Raw genomic sequence first — 20,389 nt, 5'->3', positions numbered from 1 at the left:
CATATTCTCCCGATTGATTTTTTCAGTTCGCGATCGATATTTCGAGCGCTTCGGACGCTGCCAGGCTGCCGACCTGCCGGATTCGCAGCGTCATCGCCCCGCCCGCGGCGGCAAGGACCGCAGACGCAATCGTCGCCTCGGGCGATGCGCATTCGAACAAGACGGTCTCGCTGCCAGCCCCGCTCAGCTGCGCGATCCGGTACAGTTCGCGATCCTCGCCGATCGGCGCGTCGAGCCCGTCGCTCCACGCCCAGCCGGCGCGGCTGCGCCGCGTCCAGCCGATCGTCACGCTGCCATCTGCTGCGGGGTTCCACCAGCCATGGACCGGCGACAGCGGGCGGTCGGCGCGCAGCGGTGCGGGCGGCACCATCGCGACGGGATCGGGATCGCCCAGCCCGGCGACCGCTACGCCACCGCCGCCGACCAGCATCGCCGGATCGATTGCGCCAATTGCCGCCGGATCGACCAGCACGAACGCCTCGCCCGCCGCATGGCCAGCGATCGCTGCCTCGCTGCCGCCGCGTCCGCGCAGCAGCCGCGAGAGCCGCCAGCGCGTCGGCGTCAGCTGCACCGCGCTGCCGAACTGCAACGCCTCGCCACCGATCATCGCGATGTTGCGCCCGGCGAGCAGCGCGGCATCGTCGGCGCCGCTCAGCGTCATCTCGGCGTGGAGCAGCTCGATCTCGACGCTGCTCGTCGTGTCGAGCATCGCGGCGCTTGCGGCGGGCAGCACGCTCGCCGCCGTACCCATCACGCTCTCGACGCCGATCCGCGCGACCGCCGCGCCGTCATACGAACCGCCGACGATGGTGACGTCGGCGCCGCGCCAGCCGACCGCTTCGCCCGCCGCCGCGATCCGTACCGGGCTCGGCGCGCTCGCACTGCCGCTCGGGGGAAGATCGGCGAACAGCCAGCGCGTCGGCGGGATCGGCAGGTCGCGCTCGAGCACGGGCAGTCCCGGTGTCGCGCCCTGGCCGGGAGCGAGCGGCTCGCCCGTCGCCAGCCGCGTCAGGCTCAACATGACCCCGCTCGCGTCGATCTCGCTCGCCGCAATCGTCCACCCGCCGGCGAGGCCGGGCACGACCACCGCGTCGCCCGGCCGCAGCGCCAGCGCACCCAGACCGCTGCGCAGCTCGCCATGGACGCCTTCGGACAATCGCGCGCGAACGATCCGCTCGGCCGCGCCTTGCGCCTGCCCCGCATCGAGCGCGGCGGGCAGGTCGATCGCAAATCCCCGCTCGGCATCGCCCGCGACGTTCGCGCTCTGCGCGCCGGTCTGGAAATCGCGCAGCGGATCGTAATAGTGCAGCGTCACCGGTCGCGGCAGGCCGGCATCGGCGGCGCGCTCGACGACGACCGGGGTCGCAGGCGTTACTCTGATCGCCCCTGCCCCCGTTGGTGCGCCCAGCACCGGCGTCTCGGCGCTGCCGCCGCGCCTCAGCCCGCCGAGCGCGACCAGCGGACCGATCGCATCGGCAATGCTCGCCCCGCTCGCGGCATAGCCGATCAGTCCGACCTCGCTCGCCGCATCGAAGCGCGCGGGCAACAGGTCGCGCGCCACCGACCCGACGGTCACCGCGCCCTCGTCGGCGACGATCTCGAAGGTCAGCGACGGGATGCGATTGCCATATTCTGCCAGCGCCATGTCCTCGAACACCGCATAGGCGACGTCGCGATGCGCCGGGCATTGCGCGATCCCGACGGCCGAGGCGATCAGCGGATCGACCGGCTGGTCGGCGTCGCCCGACCAGAAGCGGAACCGGGTCGCGGTCTTGAAATCGCCCGCGCTGCCGCGCAGCAACTTGCCGTCGGCCCAGATCCGCGCGATCCGTCCCGCCGCGCGCGACGACAGCGCCACCGCGAACGAGGCCGAATAATTGTAGCTGACGCTCTTGGGCGCGCCCTTGCCGCCGCCGCTGGTGGTCTTGCTTTCCTTGAGGTCGGTCGCCCAGATCACCGTGCCCGCGACGCGCACGCTCCCGTAAATGCGCGGGATCGCGCTGCCATAGGTCGACGTCTGCAGCCTGAGGTCGGTCAGCCGCGGCCCCTCGCGCGGCTTGGGGGCAAAGACCGCGCGGTCGATCACGCCGCCGACGACCGATCCGATCAGCCCCCCGACCGGCCCGCCGACCGCCGTCCCGACCGCGGTAAGCACCAAAGTCGCCATGGTCTACTCCTTCACCGGCACCCTTGCTGTCTGGCAACCAGCCTTCGACACGATCCGTGGTTCGCTGATTGCACGATGCGAGCTGTTCGGCCTTTTGCCAGAGGTCGCCATCACTACGGACGGAAACACCCGGCTGCTCTCGTTTTCAACTGCCGATGGGCAACCACAATGGCTTTTGACAAATCGGCGCGATGGCCAGGAACGGTGGTTCACTGTGCAAAACGGACAGTTGCACGTTGGCGACGGAACCTGCAGCCTGCGCGGCAGCTAACCACCCAAGCGATGTCCAGTCGCCGACTGACCCAGTACCTGCCGTTCGCCTGACGACCCAAAAGCAGCCATCCGATGCCGCCGCACTCCGCACGGGTTGGGGGCCCGCTTGCACTATTCCACTGACCCGCACTGTGTGTTATTTTGGCTGGGCAATGGGTGAACAGTTCGGGGGGCAGTTCGCAATGGCCACTTTAGCACAAGAACCGCTAGCATACTCGGCAGGGGACGAGCGGTTTTTCGTACGCAGCGCGATCATCATGGCCGCTGTCATCGCCATCGGCTTCTCAATGCAGTTAGCGATGGGCCGCTCGACGTTCGCCTCTCCGGTCCGGGTCCACGTTCACGCCATTTTGTTCATGGGCTGGGTTGCGATCTATCTGGTGCAAAACCTGCTGGTCGCCACTGACCGCATTGACCTTCATCGGCGGCTTGGTTGGCTTGCTGCGGTGTGGATGATCCCGATGGTGGTTTCGGGGTTCCTCGTTGCTGCCATCATGGTTCGGAACGGCAACGCTCCCTTCTTTTTCCAGCCGCTGCAATTTCTCATATTTGATCCGATGACGATATCGGGTTTTGCCGGCCTGACTGTCGCGGCCATCTTGCTGCGCCGTCGCACCGAGTGGCACCGACGGCTGCACTTTTGCGGCATGGCGCTGCTGCTTGCTCCGGCCTTCGGGCGGCTACTCCCGTTGCCACTGTTTCAGCCTTGGGCTTGGGAGGCCACCTTCGCCGCCTGCTTGCTGTTCCCGCTCGTGGGCATCTGGGCAGACCTGCGCCGCAGCGACCGGGTACACCCGGCCTGGTGGTGGGGAATTGGGGCGATGGCTGCAATTTTCGCCATGACGCAGGCGATTACCTACAGCCCCATCGGCACCGCAATTTACGCGGCAGTGACGCGAGGCACGCCTGGCGCTGACATCAGTCCCCTCGGTTTCGCTCCGCCGCCGGCCGGTCCACTCAGGACCGGGCGTCCTCACTCGGCTCGGTAATGTCTGCTTCCGACCCTGGTCCCGACATAGGCGCTGACCTTCTTATCGCCTAGGACGCACGGGCGACTCACGCCCCTTCAAGTCTGCGGAAGCAGCCACAATCCACCCAGTTTCGGCCGGTGGCCGGTTGCGGTGGCAACGCCAGGTCCGGCCGGACGGCTACCGGCCCAATTACGGTTATTCAGCCAATCCGGGATGTTTGCTAAGTGCGGATAAAGCGGCACACCGCCTGGACGAGACGGATGACCATCAGAGGAAAAGGCCAAAAAAGAAGCGCTAGAACAATCCAGGTGATGGGGCTTTCGTAAGGGTTCTCAGCACCAAACGAGGCACCTGTGCAATTAATGAGGCATCCTTCGTCGGCCGCTATCGCTACGATGAGTAATGCGATCGCTGCGTAAAGAGCCGCGTACATCCACAATACCGCGCTTATTGTTTTCATGCTGACCCTTTTGGATTCCAACTTAACCCGCATCTGTTGGACCTTCTGCAGAATGAGTGCGTCGAGGGCAATGACGGCTGACGACCCAGTTGCGGACATTGGGCAAAACTGGCAGTCTCGTGATCGCAATAATGGGTGCCTCTTATGAGCGAAGACGGGCGAAATTCAGTTTATTTGTGGATCGGGTCGCTTGCTCTATTCGGTGCGTTCTGGGCGAGCCTACATTTCAATTTGTTTGATGGCATTTCGGACACCTGGCTATGGCCAATTGTCATGGTTTTGGTAGCGATAAATGTCGCCCAAACGATTTGGGGGTTCTGGCAGCGCCGTGCCTCCAATCCCGACAATCCCAATCGCAACTAACGTCCATTTTCCACCGAATTACCGAATGTTCGTCTATCATGTGTCGGAATGTGGCCATCGTTCCCTTTTTGAGCGGTTATTACTATGCCTCCCGGCGCAGGCTGGGGCCTATCCCGACGCGCGTCCTGCGCCGACGCAAGATGACGAACCGCGATCGGTCATCCGCATCGGCGAACAACCGCTCCGCCACCCGCCACACCCCGGCGACCGCGCCGTCGGGCAGTCCCGGCGTCTCGACGACGCGTCCCAGCCCGCGATGCGCATGGACCGCGCTCGCCGCTCCCGCGACGGCGAGATGGAACTGCCGCCGCCCGCAATCGATCAGGACGATGTCACCAATCGCGACCTTGGCAACGCGGACAAGCCCGCACCGCGCCAGCGCCGCATTCCACGCCTCGCTTCTGCCGCCGATCAGCGCATAGCGATCGGGCACTTCCACCACCGCCCCCGCGCGCCGCGCCGCGACCCACGCCACCCCGACACAGTCGAGCCCGAGCGCGGGATCGCGCCCGTGCAAACGAAAGCGGCAGCCGACGAGGCCCTGCGCCTCGGCAAAGATCCGCGTGCCACGCTCATCCACCGGGATAGCGCGTCAGCAGGTCGTTCCCCGGCAGATAAGGCTCGCCGCGAAAATTCGCCGCATTGCCGAACCGCCCGCTGCACGTCGCCAGCGCACCGTCGCAGCCCTCGGTCAGCTCGACCGCGAGCGGCAGTGTCATTGCGGCGATCGGCACCGCCGGCAGCTCGACCCGCGCCCCGTCGTCGCCCAATATCGCCTCGCTCAGTCCCGCGCACGGCCCGTCGCGCCAGCGCAGCCGCCCGCGCGCAAAGCGCCCGACGGCAAATCCCTCGGCGAGCGTCACCAGCGCCCCGTCGATCGCCACCGCCTGCGTCATCCAGCGCCGACCCGCCAGGTCGACGCGGCACGCCTTGTCACCCAAAATCGCGCGGCAGCGCGGCGAGGTCGCGGGCACGACCGCATCGCCCAACCGCGCCTCGAACCCCGCCAGCTCGGCGGTGAACGCGGCCCCCTCGCGCCGCACCGCGCCCAATGACCCGGCCGCGATCACGATCGGCAGCGCACCCGGATCGCTCCAGTCGAGCGCGCCGAGCGTCACCAGCGCGCCGTCCCAGCGTCCCGCGTCGAGATCGGCGGCAGTGATCGCCGCATCGCTGATCGCCCCGCCGACATCCATTGTCGTGGCATCGAGCTTCGCGCTCAGCCGCACCGCCGACGGCATGATCCCCGGCGCCGCGCGATAAAGCACGCCGCCCCTGACCAGGTCGCAATCGTGCGTCGTGAACCCCAGCACCGCCCCGTCGCGCCGCGCCAGCCTCCACGTCCACGCCAGCGTCACCACTTCGCGCGACAGCCACTCGATCATATCCCATCCCTCCCCATATAAATGGGGAGAGGGACCATGCGCAGCATGGTGGAGGGGTCATGCGCAGAGATCAGCATTCCCCCACCTCGACCAGCGGCACGCTCGCCAGCTCGCCCGCGAGGAAGGTCGCGCGGCTTACCCCCAGGCGCTGTTCGGCAAAGCGCACCGGCACGTCGAAATCGAAACTGGCCGACAGCGCCGCACCCATCGCGGGCGCCTCGTCGAACGCGATCCAGCCACCGTCCTCGAGTGCCCAACCGTCCGCCACTTCGGCTCCGTCAACGAACACCCGCACGCTGCCCGCAACCGGCCGCGTGATCCGCCGCACCTGTGCCTCGTCGCCCGCGCCATAACGCCGCGCCAGGCCAAAGCGCGTCACGACCCCGTCGCCGGTCCCGATCGCCTCATCGCTGCCGTGATGATCGAACGGATCGCGAAAGCGGAATCCGCGCACCGGCCCGCGCCGCGCACGAAAGAATTCCACCAGCGCGACGACGTCGGCTTCCGAGCGCAGCCCCGCCCCGACATCGTAGCGCATCCGCGCGTCGGCCCAGTGGAGCACGCGCTGTTCGTGCCCCGATCCGGTCTCGATCACGTCGGCCGAAAACTCTGTCACCACCTCGGCCGCGCGGCCGATCGCGATCGGGAAATCGACCTCGTCGAAAACCTGCATCTCCTCGCCCTCCTCTTGCCCCGTCGCGAAATGCGTGAAGCCGTCGCGCGCGACCTGCGGCAGCGCCCAGACGTACGTCGCCGCCACCCCGCGCCCGCGCGCCACCTCGGCCGCCGCGTCGATCCTCGCCCATTGCTCGCTGTCTTCGCCGCTCGGCACGAAGCCCGAAAAATAATGCTGGCGCTCGGCCGGATAACCCAGCCGCGCCTCGATCGCCGCTACGCCGCGCGCGCTCTCGCTAACGCGTCCTGCGGTCACCCAGTCGTAATCCTCGAGCTGGAGCACATCGAACGCCGGATCCGCCCAGGCCAGCGGCACGTTGGCGCGCTTGGCCTCGGGCGCCGCGCGGTCGAGCACGGTGGGCAAATAGGTCAGCAAATGCGTCACGACATCGGGATGGTCGGCGCGCACCGCATCGCACATTGCCTGCGTCGATGCGCCAAGCAGCGCGCCGGCCGCATCGAGCATCGCGATCTGGTCGGCGTCCTTGGGCCCGTCGATGCTGTCGATCGGCACCGACAGCGCGCCGAGCGTGACCGTCGTTCTTGCATCGTACAGGCAGATCTGCCGCTCGGGGGTGATCCACCACCAGGGCTCCGACCTGGAACTTCGCCGCCAGCCCGGCATCGACGCCGATCGCGACGAACGCGCACGCGACGCCGCGCAGGTAGGCCATCGCACCGGGATGCGCGGGGCTGAGCAGCGTCGACGGCGGCTCCCATCCGGTCAGCGCGGGCGATCCGTCGGGCGCGAGCTGCTTCCACCCGGCCTTGCAATGCGCGTCGAACAGTTCGTAGCTCAGCGACCAGATGATGCCGAGGCCGTGCCGTGCGGCCGCCGCGGCAAAGCCCTCGTGCCACGCGCGGCACGGCGCGTTCAGCGTCTCGCCAGAATCGATCAGGCCATCACTCGCCAGCACGAAATAATGGCTCATGCCGACATAATGGACGATGTCGCCGCGATAGCCGAGCGCGGTGATGGCGGCGACGACGCGCTCGGGCGTCTGGTTGTAGAGGTCGTCGTATCCCGTCGCCATGGCGAGGCCGTGCGGCGCGATCATCGCATCGCCGCGGCGCAGCACCGATCCCGATCCGTCGCAGGCGACCGCGCTCAGCTCGGCCCAGCCGGTCTCGCCCCCCGCCAGCGCGCCAGCGCTGCCGTCATATTCGGGCGGCACCAGCGAGATGAACATCCGGTCGATGTCGCCCGCCCAGACCGGATCGGCTTCGCCCGGCAGCAGGAACCCGCCGTCGAGCGCGGCGAAATCGATCGTGATCTCCGCGTCCTCGGGCGAACCGCTCGCATAGTTCCATAGCCGGACATACCATGCGCGCGGGGCCCCGCCGGCGTCGCGCCCCTCGATCGTCAGCGTCGGCCCGTGCAGCGCATCGAGCGGCTTGACGCCGCCCGATCGCCAGCGAAACGAGAGCGTGCAGCGCCGGAAATCGCGCGCGGTCTCGTAGGCGTGGCTCGGATGCGACCAGCGATCGGCCGCCTCCCAGATGATCCCGGCGAGGTCCTGCTTGTTGTAGAACACCGCATCGATCCGCAGCGTATGCGCATCGCCGCACGTCGCCGACGCCATCATCGGGCGCGGAAAATCGACTGTCCAGTACGCCGGATCGAACCGCTTGAGCCAGGTCGTATCAACCGGCTCCGCCACCGCATCCGCCCGCGGCACGAGGGTATAAGGCATCGTGTTCTCCCAATCACCCTCTCCCCTTCAGGGGAGAGGCAATGGAGCTTGGCAGCTTGCTGCCTAGCGCAATGGAGAGGGGCGCGTCTGGGACCAGCCTCACCCCGCCTCGACCAGCGCAGACCTTACCGCGCGGGCAATCTGCCGCCCCGATCGCGCCATCCGTTCGGGGCTCGCATCGCGGCCGCCCTGCACGTTAACCGTGATCCGGATATCGCGCGCGCCGGTCGCCAGGCCGCCGCCCTCGATCCGCCCCGCCGCTGTCGGCACGAAAATCTCGGGTCCGCGCTCGCCGACGATATAGCCGCGCCCGCCCGACACCGGCCCGCCCGTCGCGCGCCCGGGCAGGCCGAGCAGCGCACCCAGCAGGCTGCCGACGGCTTGCCCCGCCCCGCTGCCACCCTTGCCGCCGACCAGCGCATCGAGCCCCGCCGACACCGCCTGGCGCGCAATATCGGCGATCACCGACAGGGCGACCCGGCGCAGATCCTCGAAGCCGAACGTGCCGCGCGTGATCGCGCGCGTCAGCGCGCCCTCGAGCGCGCGTCCGGCGCGGTCGAGCCCGTGCGCCAGCGGCCCTTCGAGCTCGGCGCGCATCTTGGCGACATCGCGCGAAAATCCCGCGGTGTCGGCGCGCACACCGATCACCAAAGTCTCGATCTCATCACCCATCGGGAAACCGCTCCTGCATTGCCGTCAGGTCCGCGCGCGTCACCGCGGCTTCGCCGTCTTCGCCCGCCGCCGCGCGCAGTACCGCCGCCAGCTCGGCCGGCGTCGCCGCCCAGAAATTGTCGGGACACCAGTGCAATAGCCAGCCCGCCGCCCCCGCCAACCGGGCCGCAGTGGCGGCGAACTCAACCGCCATTGCGTGTCCCTCCTTCCCCCTTGATGGGGGAAGGATGTGCAGTCTTGGCGAGGAACGAGCCTAGACGAAGCTGGATGAGGGTGACGGCGCTATCGCCCGGCCCGCAAACCACCCTCACCGCCCCTGCAATATCTGCGACAATATCGCCCCCACCGCAGGCGTCGTCGCCGCCAGCCCGCGCGTCGCAATTTCCTCGCCGACGTCCTCACGGCTCAGCCCAGCGGGGCGCGCATCAATGCAATGCCAGATCAGTGCCGCGGTCTCGGCCAGCGTCAGCCCGCCCGCCGCCGCGCGCTCGACCAGCGCGAACAGCGGCCCCAGCTCGGCTTCGGCCGCGACCAGCGCCGCGAAACTCGGCCGCAGCACATAGCACACCCCTGCCACCGCAAACGCCGCCTCTCCCCGCGCAGCATTGGCCACTTTGTCTCCTCCCCGCGCGCAGCGGGGGGAGGGGGACCGCTCGCCGCAGGCGAGGGGTGGAGGGGTCTCTGCCGGTCCAGGGGTATCCCCACCCCCGCTCATAAACTCGCCACCGCACCGCTACTCTCCAGGCTCAGCGTGTAATTGCGCTCGCCATTGTAATCGCCGGCATAATCGAGCCGCGTGATCAGGAAGCGCCCCTGCATCCGCTCGCCGCCTTCGAAGCTCAGTTCGTAATCGTCGATCACGCCCGCCAGCGCGTTGCCCTTGATCCGTCCCTCAGCGGCCGAGCCGGTGAAGATCCCCGCGCCCGACACGCTGACCGATCGCACCCCGGCACCTGACAGCAATTCGCGCCAGCCGCCCGAATCCTTGGTCGTCACGTTGACGCCCTCGCCGTTGATGCTGAGCTGCGTCGTGCGCAGCCCCGCGATCGTCGCATAGGCTAGCGGCACCCCGCCATCGCCGACCTTCAACAGGAAGGCACTACCGCTCTCGATACCCATCTGCTATTCTCCTCGATGCTGATAAAAACCCGGGCAAACCGGGACGAAGGGAGTGGACATGGTCATCTCGCCTATCCTTCTGATGCTCGCCGCGGCGCAGGCCGGGGCGTCGGTTCCAGCGACCCGCGACCGCTTCGCCGCATGCCTCAAGAAAGAGCTCATCGCCGGGCTCAAGGAAAAGGTCGAACCCGACGCGTTCCGCACCGGTTTCGGCGCCAAATGCACCGCCGAAGAAGGCAATTATCGCACCGCAATGGTCTCCGCCGATCTCAAGCGCGGCAGCTCGAAAGCCGACGCCAACGAGGTTGCCGACGACGAGATCAGCTATTGGCGCGAGAAATTCGAAGACGATTACCAGGACTATTTCGACAACAAGGAAATGCCGACCGAGTAACCGGGTCGGACCGTATCGGTCCCTTGAGCCTCTTCAATCAGCCCGCCAGCGCGCGCACCCTGAAATCCATTGTCGCGATCCACTCGCCGCTCGTCGCCCGCGCAATCGCGCACTGTCGCAGCCGCAGGCTGCCGATCGCATATCCCGTCCCGACGCGCGGCATCGCGGCGATCGCCGCCGCGACCAGCGCCGCCAGCGCGCTGACGCCCTCGCCTTCGCGCGCGGCATCGTGGACCCGCAGCGTCGCGACGATCTCGCGCCCGTCGCGATCCTTGGTGCCCCAGTCGCGCGCGGTCATCGCACCGACCTCGACATACGGCGCATGCGGACCCGCCGCGCCGGGTTCGAACACGCCGTTGATCGCCGCGCCCAACGCAGCGTCGTCGTTCAGCGCAGCAATGATCGCGGCGCGCAGCGCTGCCTCGATCCCCTCGCTCATCGCGCGCCTCCTTCCCCGTCGAGCCACAGCTCGGGCAGCCGCAACCGCACGTCGCGCCGCGCCAGCCCGCGCAGCGCCGCGCCCGATACGCGCAGCGCCGCGATCTCGCGTTCGATCGTCAGCGCGGGATAGTCTGCCCCGATCGCCGCCGCGATGCGATCGATCGCGCGCCGCGCCGCGGCATCGCCCGCCGCTTGCGCGCGCCGCGCCAGCTTCGCTTCGTCCAGTTCATTTTTCCGCTCACCCTGAGCCTGTCGAAGGGTCACAGTCGCATCCGCCGCCACGGCCGCCACAGCGCGATCACCGCCGCCGGCGGTGCGCTTTCGCCGCCGTCGCGCGTGCCATAAAGATGCGCGACGAACCTCAGCAGCCCCTGGCGCAGCGCCTCGGGCAGGCCGCTCGCCTCGACCGCGAGACCCGCGCGATAGTCGACGCTCAGCCGCACCGCCGCACCGCCGGCAAAGCGCACCCAGCCCTCGCCATCGGCGGCAATGTCGCGTTCGAACGCGTCGTCGGTCAGCGCACTTGCCGTGCCATCGCGCGCGATCGCCTCGGCCGCGGTGATCGACCGCACCGGCGCCGCGCCAAGCCTTTGCCAGCGCCCGTCGGCGGCCACCACGCTGCGGCACACACGCTCGACCAGGTACTGGCCGATGAACGCCTCGCACATGTCGCTTGCCGCGCGAACCAGCGCGGCGATCACCGCGTCGTCGTGCGGCGTCGTGATGCGCAGCCAGTCCCTCGCCTCGTCGAGCGTCAGCGCGGGCGCACCCGGCTCGAGCGCACGCGTCTCGCTCGCCCCGCTCATCGCGCCACGCCCCGCAAGAGGGGCACCGCATCGGCGAAAATCAGCTCGCTCATGCTTCACCTGCCAAATCTGAAAGATAGGAAGACCCGGCGCGCCCGAGGGGACCGAACGCGCCGGGTCTTAGCCCCTCCCCTTCAGGGGAGGGGCTGGGGTGGGGCAGTTCTTACGCCAGCCCGAACTTGAGCAGCTTGATCGCCTCGCTGTTGGTCACCGCGCCGCCGACGCGCTTGGTCGCATAGAAATGCACGAACGGCTTGTTGGTGAACGGATCGCGCAGGATCGCGGTCTCGCCGCGGTCGGCGACGATATAGCCTGCCTCGAAATTGCCGAACGCGATCGACAGGCTATCCGAACCGATATCGGGCATCTCCTCGGCCTCGACGATGCGATAGCCGAGCAGCGTGTCGGGCCGCCCTTCGGCAAGGCTCGGCTGGAACAGGAACGCACCGTCTGCGGTCTTGAGCTTGCGAATGACGCCGAGGCTCGCCGCATTCATCACGAACGCAGCGCCCTGGCGGTACGGCGCGCGCAACGACTGGACGAGGTCGATCAGGTCGTCCGCCCCGCTGCCGAAATCGCCATCGACCCCCGTCGCGAGATGCTCGATCGTGCCGAAGGCGCGCGTCGCATCGCCCTCGTCGGCGGTCGGGTACGTAAGGAAACCCTTGGGCCGGCCGATCCCCGATCCGGCGACGAACGCCGCCCCCTCGGCGGCGGCGAACTCGCGCGCGATCTCGCCCGCCAGCCAGTCCTCGACGTCGAACATCGCGTCGTCGAGCATTGCCTGCGATGCCGCCGGATTGGCGTACAGCTCGCCCATCGGCGGCGCGATCTCGGCGAAATCGGGCGTCGCGGTCTCGGCCCGCCCGGCAGTCTCGGCGACCCAGCCCGACGCCATCCCGCCCGTTGCGACGAGCTTGCGATACCCGCTCGTCCCCGTCGCGACGACGTTGGCAAGGCTGCGGATCGGCGAGATGTCCTTGAGGATCGCATCGATCTTCGCGTCGATCTCCTGCGGCACCGCATAGCCGCCCTCGGGCCCGGTCAGCGACGTCAGCGCCTTCATCTCGAACCCCGCGTCGATCCCCTTGCGCAGATAGCGCTCGGTAAACGCACTGCGCGCCGGGGCATGCGCCTTGACCCCCTCGAGCATCGGCCGCTCACCCAACGCGCCGCCCTCGCCCGCCGCGCCCGCAAACGCATCGAAACTCGCCACCAGCGGATCGCCCGCCCCGCTGTCCGCTGCCGTCTCCACCACCTGATCGCTCATCGCACCATCTCCTTGCAAAAATTCCATAAAAAAGGCCGCCTTCCGGTCCCCCGGAAAGCGGCCGCGCAGCCACGTTCAATCTTCGCCGATTACCTCCCTGAAAGTACCACTTTCAGGGACCCAGCGTGTGCACCCGCGCCAGTCGCTGCATCGGCACGCTGACCAAACTCACCTCGACCAGCTCGAGCGCGACCAGTTCGCGCGTTCGCGCCTGTCCGGCCCGCGCGTCCTTCACCCGGTATCCGAACGACAGCCCGTCGATCCGCCCCGACCTGAGCGCGCGCGCCGCCTCGGCTCCCGCCGCGGTTTCCGCCAGCCGCCCGATCACGCGCAAGCCCCGCGCATCCTCGGCGAGATACTCCACCTCGCCCACCGGCACATCGCCGCGATGCTGCCACAACAGCGGGATGTTCAAACCGCGCTCACCCTGAGCCTGTCGAAGGGCCGTCTGAAACGCCCCCGCGCGCACCACGTCGCCGCCGCGATCGGCCACCCCGAACACCGCCGCATAGCCGGCAAACCTCATAAATCCTCCCCGCGCGAAGCGGGGGGAGGGGGACCACCGAAGTTGGTGGAGGGGCCGCTTGCCGGACACAAAAGCCTCACACCAGATCCCCCAGCCCGAACCGCACCGCCAGCCCGACGAGCAACAGCGCGAGCAGCCCGTGCAGGACCCAGCCGATCGCCGACTTCACCGCGCTCTTCTTCGCCGCGCGCCATGCCCCGAGCAGCTCGCGCAGTTCCTCGATATCCTCGCCGGCATCGGCATCACTCAAACCGATACTTTTAAGCGCGCGCTGCGCCCCCATCTCGCTCGCCTCCTCGATCACCGCGCGCAGCGTGACCATGTCCTGTACCGCCGAATTGGGCGGCCGCTCGGCCTGCGCGACCAGCGCCGCCAACACCCCTGCCCGATCCATAAAACCTCCTTCCCTCGCCCCTTCAGGGGAGAGGGCAACGCAGACTTGGCAGCTTGCTGCCTAGTCGCAGTGGGAGAGGGGCGCGTGACGCGCCCACCTCACCGCAAAACCTTCACCCCAGCCCCAGCATCGCCCGCTTCTCGGCGCGCGTCAGGAACTCCGCCCCCGCGACCTGCCCCCAGAGCCGCTCGCGGTCCTCGGAGAGCGCCGGGACCTTGTCGAGATCGACGACCAGTTCGCCGCCTAGCGCCTGCCCCAGCGCGCCCAGGATCTTCCCCGCGAGCGGCAGCACCGTCTGGCGCCACAGCGCTTTCGACGCCTCGCGATAATTGGCGTAGGTCGCATCCCCGGGCAGCCCGATCAGCATCGGCGGCACCCCGAACGCCAGCGCGATCTCGCGCGCCGCCTGGTGCTTCAACTCGATGAAATCCATGTCGGCCGGCGTCAGGCTCATCGCCTGCCATTTCAATCCGCCCTCGAGCAGCATCGGCCGCCCCGCATTGCCCGCCCCCGCGAACCCCGCCTCCATCTCGGCCTTGAGCCGCGCGAACTGGTCGGCCGACAGCGCGCTGCCGTCGCCCGCGTCGAACACCAGCGCGCCCGACGGCCGCGCCGCATTGTCCAACAACGCCTTGTTCCAGTGCGCCGCCGCATTGTGGATCGCGATCGCCCCCGACGCCGCCCCCAGGCAGCCGAGCCCGTAATGGTCGTCGATCGGATGTGTCAGCCGGATATGCACGATCCGCGGGTGCCCCGGCCCGCCCTCCGCCTCCAGCCGCGTCACCGACTGGCCGACACGATAGAGATACGCGACCGGCCAGCCTCTCGCGTCAGCCTCGACCGACACCCGATCGGGCCGCAGCGCATAAAGCTCGCTCACCCCGCCCGCACCGTCATCGAGCAGCTGCACATAGCCATTGCCATGCAACAACAGATGCACCGCCAAAGTCTCGAGCAACGACTGCCCGCCACTCGACGCCCGCACCAGGCCAAGGAGACGCGCCGCATTCTCCTCTCCCTCTTCAGGGGGAGAGGATACGAAGCCTTGGCCGCCAGGCCTAGGCGAAGTTGGAGAGGGGGCAGTGTGAGCCCCCACCACCGTCACCGGCACCCCCGCCACAGCATCGGCCACCACGCGCACCGCGCGCTGCGCCACCGCATTGGCGAGATAGCCCTCGCGCAGCTGCGCCTCATATCCCTGCGGGAACGCGCCCTGCGCCTGTGCGCCACCGATCACGCCCAGCCCGATCCGCGAGATTCCGCCCGCGTAACCCGCCCGCGCCAAAACCGGCCGCGCAGCCTCGCGCGCAGCCTTCCAGCCGAATAGTTTCATGTCATGCTCCGCAGAAAAAATCCCTCTCCCCTTGTGGGAGAGGGTTGCGCAGACTTGGCAGCTTGTCTGCCTAGTCGAAGCTGGGTGAGGGGTATGCGCCTGGACGCTTCCGCCTTAATTGGAGAGGGGGCCGCCCGGACTCTGCGCTCTTGAAAAAGGTGCCCTAACAGCCTGAATGGCAATGACCGTTAACGACCCAGTTGCGGACATTATGGTTCATGATGGGGCCGACCTTTCAAGACGCGAAAGAACGTTAGCCCAGCGACACAGCCCGCTATGACGGAGGCGGGCACCGTTGCAATTGCCACAATCTGACGACCCGAGTCGGTCATTATGAAACCGCCCCACGTGCCCAACGCCCGTATTATGTCCGCGAATGGATTGAGCGGCCCGACGTAATTGTCTGCGATGCGTAATCCCCACCCGACTATTGAATGGGCGAAACCAGCGAGACCGCCCGCGACGATCATTAATGTTTGGGAGCCCTTTCTAATCAATGGGAAAAGGGCGATTGAGAGAAAGAGAGCGGCGCCGATAAACCCAAAAAACACGGCTAGAGCAGCCGTGCCGATCACAGAGAAAATTAGGTCTAGCGGCCAATGGGAGATGCTTTGTCCATTTTCCAGCAGCCAGATGAGATCGTCGATACTAGCTGCGATAGAAACAATGCCAGTAGTCAGTGCTGTCGCGACTATAGTCGCGCAAATCAAGCTGATGCCGGTTTCAACGAGCTTACTCATTGCTCGTTAGTCGCAGAGTTTCAACTGCTCGGCAATGTCCACTTCCCACCCATTAGCTGCCATTCAAGGCTCGCAGCAATCGCTCGCTATATCGGCCCTCACTCCCGCTTCCCCTGCCACGGCCACCGCCCGTCGATCTCGACCTCGAGACTGAAGCTCAAAAACGTCCGGATCAGCACGATCAGCCCGAGCACGAGGACGCTCTGCAGCGTCGGCTCGACCGCCACCGTGCGGATGATGTCGGCCGCCACCAGCAATTCGAGCCCGGTCAGGATCGACCGCCCCAGCGTCTTGCGGAACGCCGGCACGACATCGCGCTCGCCCGCCGCGCCGCCATCACCCAGCCCGCGCGCGACCATCGCGCCCGCCTTGGCAAAGGCGATCAGCGTGCCGATCACGATCACCGCGATCCCGGCGAATTCGAAGCCTTTGGCGACCATTTGCGCGATTGCCAGCATCGTCGCATCGGTCAGCATGATCGGCGCACCGCGCTTGTCCGGGGAATAGCCTGGATCACCATCTTCGCTCCTCTGTCCGCACCGCTGCCACGCTAGGGTGCCGCACCGCTTGGCGCGACCCCTTGAAAAAATGACTCAAAAGGGAACTATCATCACTGATGTAAGTTGTTTAGGTCCAAGTAACCACGCCAAACCTCGTCGAAGGAGTTCGTTGTGCCTGTCCGTGTCCTGATCGTCGAAGACGAATGTTTCGTCGCCGCCGATATCTGTGAAACCATCGAAGACGGCGGCTATGTCTGCGCCGGAATCGCTGACGACACCGCTTCGGCAATGCAGCTGGCATCGCCCGACATCGATATCGCACTCGTCGACGTCAACCTGTGCGACGGCGCGACCGGCCCGATGATCGGTGAACTCCTCTCGCGCGAATACGGTATCAAGGTGATCTTCGTGACCGCCAACCCGGCCCAGCTCGGCGGCGGCATTCCCGGCACGCTCGGTGTCGTGACCAAGCCTGCCGACGTCCGCCTGATCGACCAGGTGCTCGATTATGCGCTGCGCCGCGATTCGTCCCCGACCCCGACCCCGCCGCCAGGCTTCGTCGCCTTCGCCCACGCCGCCTGATCCGCCGCGCCGGCCCGCTTCGGGCTGGCTTCGTCCTTACCGCAGGCTGGTCTGGACCTTATCCTTCCGACACCGTCCAGGTAAACACACCGCCCTGGACCACTTCCGCGCCGGGCTGCGACGCCGAACGCCCGTCAACCGTCTGGATCGACAGTGTATGCACGCCGACCCGCGCCTGGACCGTGCAGAAAAGTCCCGCCAGCGCACGGCATCCATAATCGCCGTCGACATAGAAATCGGCGGCGGCCGTTGTCCGGTTTTCAAAGCTGATCTGCCCCCAGCCCTCCTGCGCGTCGGTCGCGACAGGGGTGGCAAGCACCATCGCGGCGATCAGGATCTGCGTCATACGCATGCCCGTTCTCCCGTATCCGCTCGGCCAGATCATAGCACTTTGCGCCGGCCGCAGCCATCGTGCGGCATCGCGCCGCGCTAGAGCAGGACCATCGCGCATTCGTACATGTTTTCGCGCGCCTCCGCGATCGTCCCGACGTCGAAATCCGCCGCCACGCCGAGCTCGGGCAGCTCGAGCCCGATCACAGTCCGGTTCGCTAGGCCCTCGATCACGCTGTCGGCGATCGGCACGCTGACCAGCAGCTCGCCCTCGGATTGCGACAGGTTTGCGCTCGATGTCGTTGCCTGCCCGCCGATCGTGACATGCGCCGGGGTCGACCCGGTCCGCAGCGGCCATCCCCGCCGCATGAACAGCATGCGATCGCTGCCGTCCTCGAGCAGTTGGAACTCGATGCCCTGCTGGCCGTCGCCGGTGGCGCGCACCATGAAGCACCGGTCGCTATCGTAATCGACTTTCCAGCCATCGATCATGAATGGCCCAATCGACTGGGCGGCGGCGGCCGGCGTCATGCCGATCAGCACCAGTCCGGTAAAAAAACATGTCAGAAGCCACGTCACACCAGCGTCAGGATAAGCTTTCATGCCATCCTCCCGTGTCACCGCCCACAGGCGCTGCCATACGCTTTTTTTCGTCGTCGCGCCATCGCCCTGCGGCGACCGGATCGGCTAGGTCGTCAGGCGCACCCGCTTGGCGCGGATCGTCATGTGCAGCCCCTCGCGCGGCCATTCGCGGTCGAAACTCCCGCCGAGCTGCTGCCTGACCGCCAGCTCGGTCAGCTTCGATCCGAAGCCTTCGTGGCTCGGCGCCTGTTCGATCGGCGGCCCGTCGCTCTCGGTCCACTCACACACCACCTCGTCGCCGACGCTCGCGACGGTAATCGCGACGCGTCCGTCGTCGTTCGACAGCGCGCCATATTTCATCGAGTTGGTCGCCAGCTCGTGGAACACCAGAGAGATCGGCGTCGCGCCGCGGTCGCTGATCTCGAAATCGTCGCCGTCGATGCTCAGCCGCCCCTCGATGAACGCGGGATAGGCAGCGAAAATCTCCCTGAGCATCCCATGCAGCGTCACCGCGACCATCTCGGGCCGCGAAAACTCGCTGTGCGGCCGGACGAACTCGTGCGCCCGGCCGAGCGCCGCGATGCGGCTCTGCAGGTCGCGCGCAGGGGCGCGAAATTCGGTGTTCGATCGTGCAGTCATCCCGATCAGCCCCGATATCACCGCAAAGATGTTCTTGATCCGGTGGCTCAGCTCGCGGCTCAACACATCGTTGTGCTGCGATATCGCCTTGGCCTCGTCGATATCGGTGCACGTCCCCATCCAGCGCAGGATCGTGCCGTCGGCATCGACGATCGGCGATGCCCGGCCGAGCACCCAGCGATAACCGCCGCTATGGTGGCGCAGGCGATACTCGACTTCATAGGGCTCGCCCGTCGCCAGGCTGTGGGTCCAGCGTTTCCACGCTTCGGGCTGGTCGTCCTCGTGGAACATCCCGGCCCAGCCTTCGCCGTCGGTCGAATCCATCGGCGCACCGGTAAACTCGTACCAGCGCGCATTGTAATAATCGTGATGCCCGTCGGCCAGCGTCGACCAGACCATCTGCGGCACCGAATCGGCGAGCGCGCGGAACGCGTCGCCGCCTTGCTGCAACGCGCCGACCTCGCCGAGCCGCCGCGCGAAGCTGCCGTCACCCAGCGTATCGGCACGCGTCGTCGCGTTGGTCGCGGTGTCATTTGTCGTCGTCATCGTTATCCGCCAGTCCGTCGCATCTGCGCCGCTGGGAAAGCGGCCTTGCGACAATTACTGGCAAACAAGCCCTTGCGATAGACGATTAATCCAACAATCGCGGTGCGCGGTCATAGCGGCCGCACGCGCGCCTCGCCTCTCCCGTTCCCGGCCAGCTCGCTGACCGCCCAGACGAGCGCGTCGGCGCGATCGGGCGAACGGCCCGGCCCGGCATAGCCGCCCGCGATCAGCATCCCGCACAATTGGTCCTCGAGCTCGGCAAAGCCGCCGACATGGACGACGCGTCCGGTTTCATAGAGCGCCGATACCGGCTCGGCGCGCGCCACCTTGCCGCGGCTCGCATGGACCAGCCGCACCGGCAGGTTCGCGTGCACCGCCTGCAGGACCGACTTCACCATGTCGCCGCCCTGGTTCGCCTCGGCCACCACCCGGTCGGCGCCGTGTCGCGCCGCGCACAGCGCAACCGCATTGGCCCATCCCTCGGGACTCAGGCCGCCTACGCTCGCATCCTCGATCACCGCGATCCGTCCGTCGCGCAACAGCGCGGCGGCAACGATCCCGCAGGCATCACCGCCCGCGCTCGCCGGCGGATCGACCGCAACGGCGACACGGGTTATGTCGATTATGACATTTGAACCAATTCGGCACTTCTCGATCATCGCGCGCGTCCATAACGCGCCTTCGACATCCTCGATCAGCTCGCCCAGCAGCTCCTGCCGCCCCAGCCGCGTGCCGCCGTAATCGCTCGCCAGCCCCGCAAGATAGGTCGGCGGCAAATTGGCCCGGTTCGCCCAGCTCGCGCCGCGCGTCACGATCGTCCGCCCGTCGCCTCTGGCCGCTTCGGCAACCAGCCGCCGGATCAGCGCCACCGGGCGCGGCGTGGTCGTCGCGACCGCCTGCGGATCGCGCCCCAGGCGCAGCGCCATCTTGAGGTTGTCCCACGCCGCTTCGGCTCCCGACCGCCCCTCGGCGTCGCATCCGCCCGCCCATTTGCCGATCTCGTCGGCCCAGGCATAGTGAAACTCGGCCCCGCGCAGGCTGTCGGGTTCGCCCGCCGAATAGAGCATTGCGGTCGCGCCCGACGGCCAGCTCAGGCGGCGAAGCGACGGTTCGTAACGCGGTTCTTCGCCCGGTGCGGCGATCCCCAATATGCCGCTGCGCCCTTCGACCATCACCGCGCGCGCCTCGTCGAGGCTGGCCGCGACCAGCGCGATGCGAAGGTCGCTCGACCGGCCGAACGCGCCGCGCCGCTCGGCCAGCGCGCGAACCCATTCGGCGCCCGCGCGCGTCTTGCCGAAACCGCGCCCCGCCATGATCAGCCAGGTCGCCCATGCCCCGTCGGGTGCCATCTGTTCGGGACGGGCATTATAGTCCCACAGGTTGAGCAGCCGCAGCATCCCGTCGCGGCCGAGCGCGTCGGCATACACCTTGTGTTGCGCCTCGCCGCGGATCGCGATGCCTTCGATGGTCGACCGCGTCGCGGCTTCACCGCGCAACGTCACCCCGTTCAGCTGCATCGCCGCACCC

General features: G+C 67.4%; 24 protein-coding genes and 1 pseudogene. 4 read left to right on the top strand and 21 right to left on the bottom strand.

Annotated elements, in window-relative coordinates:
• Positions 1-22: 22 nt before the first annotated feature.
• Positions 23-2,167, bottom strand: coding sequence for a phage tail protein (locus FSZ31_RS10910; RefSeq protein ID WP_147123414.1), 2,145 nt, complete (start codon positions 2,165-2,167; stop codon positions 23-25).
• On the opposite strand from FSZ31_RS10910, the gene FSZ31_RS10905 reads away from it, so the two are divergent.
• Positions 2,166-2,438: a hypothetical protein gene (locus tag FSZ31_RS10905; RefSeq protein WP_147123413.1), complete on the top strand. Its 273-nt coding sequence runs from the start codon at positions 2,166-2,168 to the stop codon at positions 2,436-2,438. The genes FSZ31_RS10910 and FSZ31_RS10905 overlap by 2 nt on opposite strands.
• Positions 2,439-2,697: 259 nt before the next feature.
• Positions 2,698-3,429, top strand: coding sequence for a hypothetical protein (locus FSZ31_RS10900; protein WP_147123635.1), 732 nt, complete (start codon positions 2,698-2,700; stop codon positions 3,427-3,429).
• Between the two features lie 887 nt (positions 3,430-4,316).
• Here FSZ31_RS10900 and FSZ31_RS10895 read toward each other — a convergent pair.
• From FSZ31_RS10895 to FSZ31_RS10865, 7 genes and pseudogenes are all read right to left on the bottom strand, one after another.
• Positions 4,317-4,814, bottom strand: coding sequence for a peptidoglycan endopeptidase (locus FSZ31_RS10895; protein ID WP_236643782.1), 498 nt, complete (start codon positions 4,812-4,814; stop codon positions 4,317-4,319).
• The gene (locus tag FSZ31_RS10890) at positions 4,807-5,619 is read right to left on the bottom strand and encodes a DUF2163 domain-containing protein (protein WP_147123412.1); all 813 of its coding nucleotides are present in this window, start codon (positions 5,617-5,619) and stop codon (positions 4,807-4,809) included. Before FSZ31_RS10890 ends, FSZ31_RS10895 begins: the two co-directional genes overlap by 8 nt.
• 70 nt (positions 5,620-5,689) lie before the next feature.
• Positions 5,690-7,988: pseudogene (locus FSZ31_RS10885) on the bottom strand (DUF2460 domain-containing protein).
• A 99-nt stretch (positions 7,989-8,087) separates the two neighbouring features.
• Positions 8,088-8,660, bottom strand: coding sequence for a tail tape measure protein (locus FSZ31_RS10880; RefSeq protein ID WP_147123411.1), 573 nt, complete (start codon positions 8,658-8,660; stop codon positions 8,088-8,090).
• Complete coding sequence (locus tag FSZ31_RS10875; RefSeq protein ID WP_147123410.1) at positions 8,653-8,853, bottom strand: phage tail assembly chaperone; 201 nt, start codon at positions 8,851-8,853, stop codon at positions 8,653-8,655. Before FSZ31_RS10875 ends, FSZ31_RS10880 begins: the two co-directional genes overlap by 8 nt.
• A gap of 114 nt (positions 8,854-8,967) precedes the next feature.
• Positions 8,968-9,273 (bottom strand): GTA-gp10 family protein, encoded by a 306-nt coding sequence (locus FSZ31_RS10870; protein WP_236643781.1) that lies wholly within the window; start codon positions 9,271-9,273, stop codon positions 8,968-8,970.
• 98 nt (positions 9,274-9,371) lie between these two features.
• The gene (locus tag FSZ31_RS10865) at positions 9,372-9,779 is read right to left on the bottom strand and encodes a phage tail tube protein (RefSeq protein WP_147123408.1); all 408 of its coding nucleotides are present in this window, start codon (positions 9,777-9,779) and stop codon (positions 9,372-9,374) included.
• 58 nt (positions 9,780-9,837) lie between these two features.
• Between FSZ31_RS10865 and FSZ31_RS10860 the strand changes: the two genes are divergently transcribed.
• Positions 9,838-10,173 carry a hypothetical protein gene (locus FSZ31_RS10860; protein WP_147123407.1) on the top strand — a complete coding sequence of 112 codons (336 nt, stop codon included), beginning with the start codon at positions 9,838-9,840 and terminating at the stop codon, positions 10,171-10,173.
• A gap of 37 nt (positions 10,174-10,210) precedes the next feature.
• Here the strand turns inward: FSZ31_RS10860 and gp17 are convergent, their stop codons facing one another.
• From gp17 to FSZ31_RS10815, 9 genes are all read right to left on the bottom strand, one after another.
• Positions 10,211-10,612: a tail completion protein gp17 gene (gene gp17 / locus FSZ31_RS10855; protein ID WP_147123406.1), complete on the bottom strand. Its 402-nt coding sequence runs from the start codon at positions 10,610-10,612 to the stop codon at positions 10,211-10,213.
• Positions 10,609-10,878, bottom strand: coding sequence for a hypothetical protein (locus FSZ31_RS10850; RefSeq protein WP_147123405.1), 270 nt, complete (start codon positions 10,876-10,878; stop codon positions 10,609-10,611). The genes gp17 and FSZ31_RS10850 overlap by 4 nt, the downstream gene beginning before the upstream one ends.
• Entirely contained in the window at positions 10,875-11,420 is a 546-nt protein-coding gene (locus FSZ31_RS10845) for a head-tail connector protein (RefSeq protein WP_147123404.1), read from the bottom strand. Before FSZ31_RS10845 ends, FSZ31_RS10850 begins: the two co-directional genes overlap by 4 nt.
• A gap of 163 nt (positions 11,421-11,583) precedes the next feature.
• Positions 11,584-12,690 carry a phage major capsid protein gene (locus FSZ31_RS10840; RefSeq protein WP_147123403.1) on the bottom strand — a complete coding sequence of 369 codons (1,107 nt, stop codon included), beginning with the start codon at positions 12,688-12,690 and terminating at the stop codon, positions 11,584-11,586.
• Between the two features lie 112 nt (positions 12,691-12,802).
• A complete protein-coding gene (locus tag FSZ31_RS10835; RefSeq protein WP_147123402.1) occupies positions 12,803-13,216 on the bottom strand; it encodes an HK97 family phage prohead protease in 414 nt (137 codons plus the stop codon).
• Positions 13,217-13,292: 76 nt separating this feature from the next.
• On the bottom strand, positions 13,293-13,610 hold the full coding sequence (locus tag FSZ31_RS10830; protein ID WP_147123401.1) for a DUF6127 family protein: 318 nt from the start codon (positions 13,608-13,610) through the stop codon (positions 13,293-13,295).
• Between the two features lie 112 nt (positions 13,611-13,722).
• A complete protein-coding gene (locus tag FSZ31_RS10825) occupies positions 13,723-14,943 on the bottom strand; it encodes a phage portal protein (protein ID WP_147123400.1) in 1,221 nt (406 codons plus the stop codon).
• Positions 14,944-15,152: 209 nt separating this feature from the next.
• Positions 15,153-15,683: a hypothetical protein gene (locus FSZ31_RS10820; protein WP_147123399.1), complete on the bottom strand. Its 531-nt coding sequence runs from the start codon at positions 15,681-15,683 to the stop codon at positions 15,153-15,155.
• A gap of 98 nt (positions 15,684-15,781) precedes the next feature.
• Positions 15,782-16,159: a DUF1622 domain-containing protein gene (locus tag FSZ31_RS10815; RefSeq protein ID WP_236643780.1), complete on the bottom strand. Its 378-nt coding sequence runs from the start codon at positions 16,157-16,159 to the stop codon at positions 15,782-15,784.
• Between the two features lie 195 nt (positions 16,160-16,354).
• Here FSZ31_RS10815 and FSZ31_RS10810 point away from each other — a divergent pair, with 195 nt between their 5' ends.
• On the top strand, positions 16,355-16,765 hold the full coding sequence (locus FSZ31_RS10810) for a response regulator (RefSeq protein WP_147123398.1): 411 nt from the start codon (positions 16,355-16,357) through the stop codon (positions 16,763-16,765).
• 58 nt (positions 16,766-16,823) lie between these two features.
• Here the strand turns inward: FSZ31_RS10810 and FSZ31_RS10805 are convergent, their stop codons facing one another.
• The 4 genes from FSZ31_RS10805 to FSZ31_RS10790 all read right to left on the bottom strand — a co-directional run bounded on the left by FSZ31_RS10805 (position 16,824) and on the right by FSZ31_RS10790 (position 20,259).
• Entirely contained in the window at positions 16,824-17,117 is a 294-nt protein-coding gene (locus FSZ31_RS10805; RefSeq protein WP_147123397.1) for a hypothetical protein, read from the bottom strand.
• Between the two features lie 77 nt (positions 17,118-17,194).
• Complete coding sequence (locus tag FSZ31_RS10800; RefSeq protein WP_147123396.1) at positions 17,195-17,698, bottom strand: hypothetical protein; 504 nt, start codon at positions 17,696-17,698, stop codon at positions 17,195-17,197.
• Between the two features lie 84 nt (positions 17,699-17,782).
• Positions 17,783-18,862: a sensor histidine kinase gene (locus tag FSZ31_RS10795; RefSeq protein WP_147123395.1), complete on the bottom strand. Its 1,080-nt coding sequence runs from the start codon at positions 18,860-18,862 to the stop codon at positions 17,783-17,785.
• A gap of 110 nt (positions 18,863-18,972) precedes the next feature.
• Positions 18,973-20,259, bottom strand: coding sequence for a DNA-packaging protein (locus FSZ31_RS10790; RefSeq protein ID WP_147123633.1), 1,287 nt, complete (start codon positions 20,257-20,259; stop codon positions 18,973-18,975).
• Between the last annotated feature and the right edge of the window lie 130 nt (positions 20,260-20,389).

The organism is Flavisphingopyxis soli, assembly GCF_007995095.1.
In the GTDB taxonomy this organism is placed as follows: Bacteria; Pseudomonadota; Alphaproteobacteria; order Sphingomonadales; family Sphingomonadaceae; genus Flavisphingopyxis; species Flavisphingopyxis soli.
The sequence above is the reverse complement of the archived record's forward strand: the minus strand, read 5'-3'. Positions and strand labels throughout refer to the sequence as shown.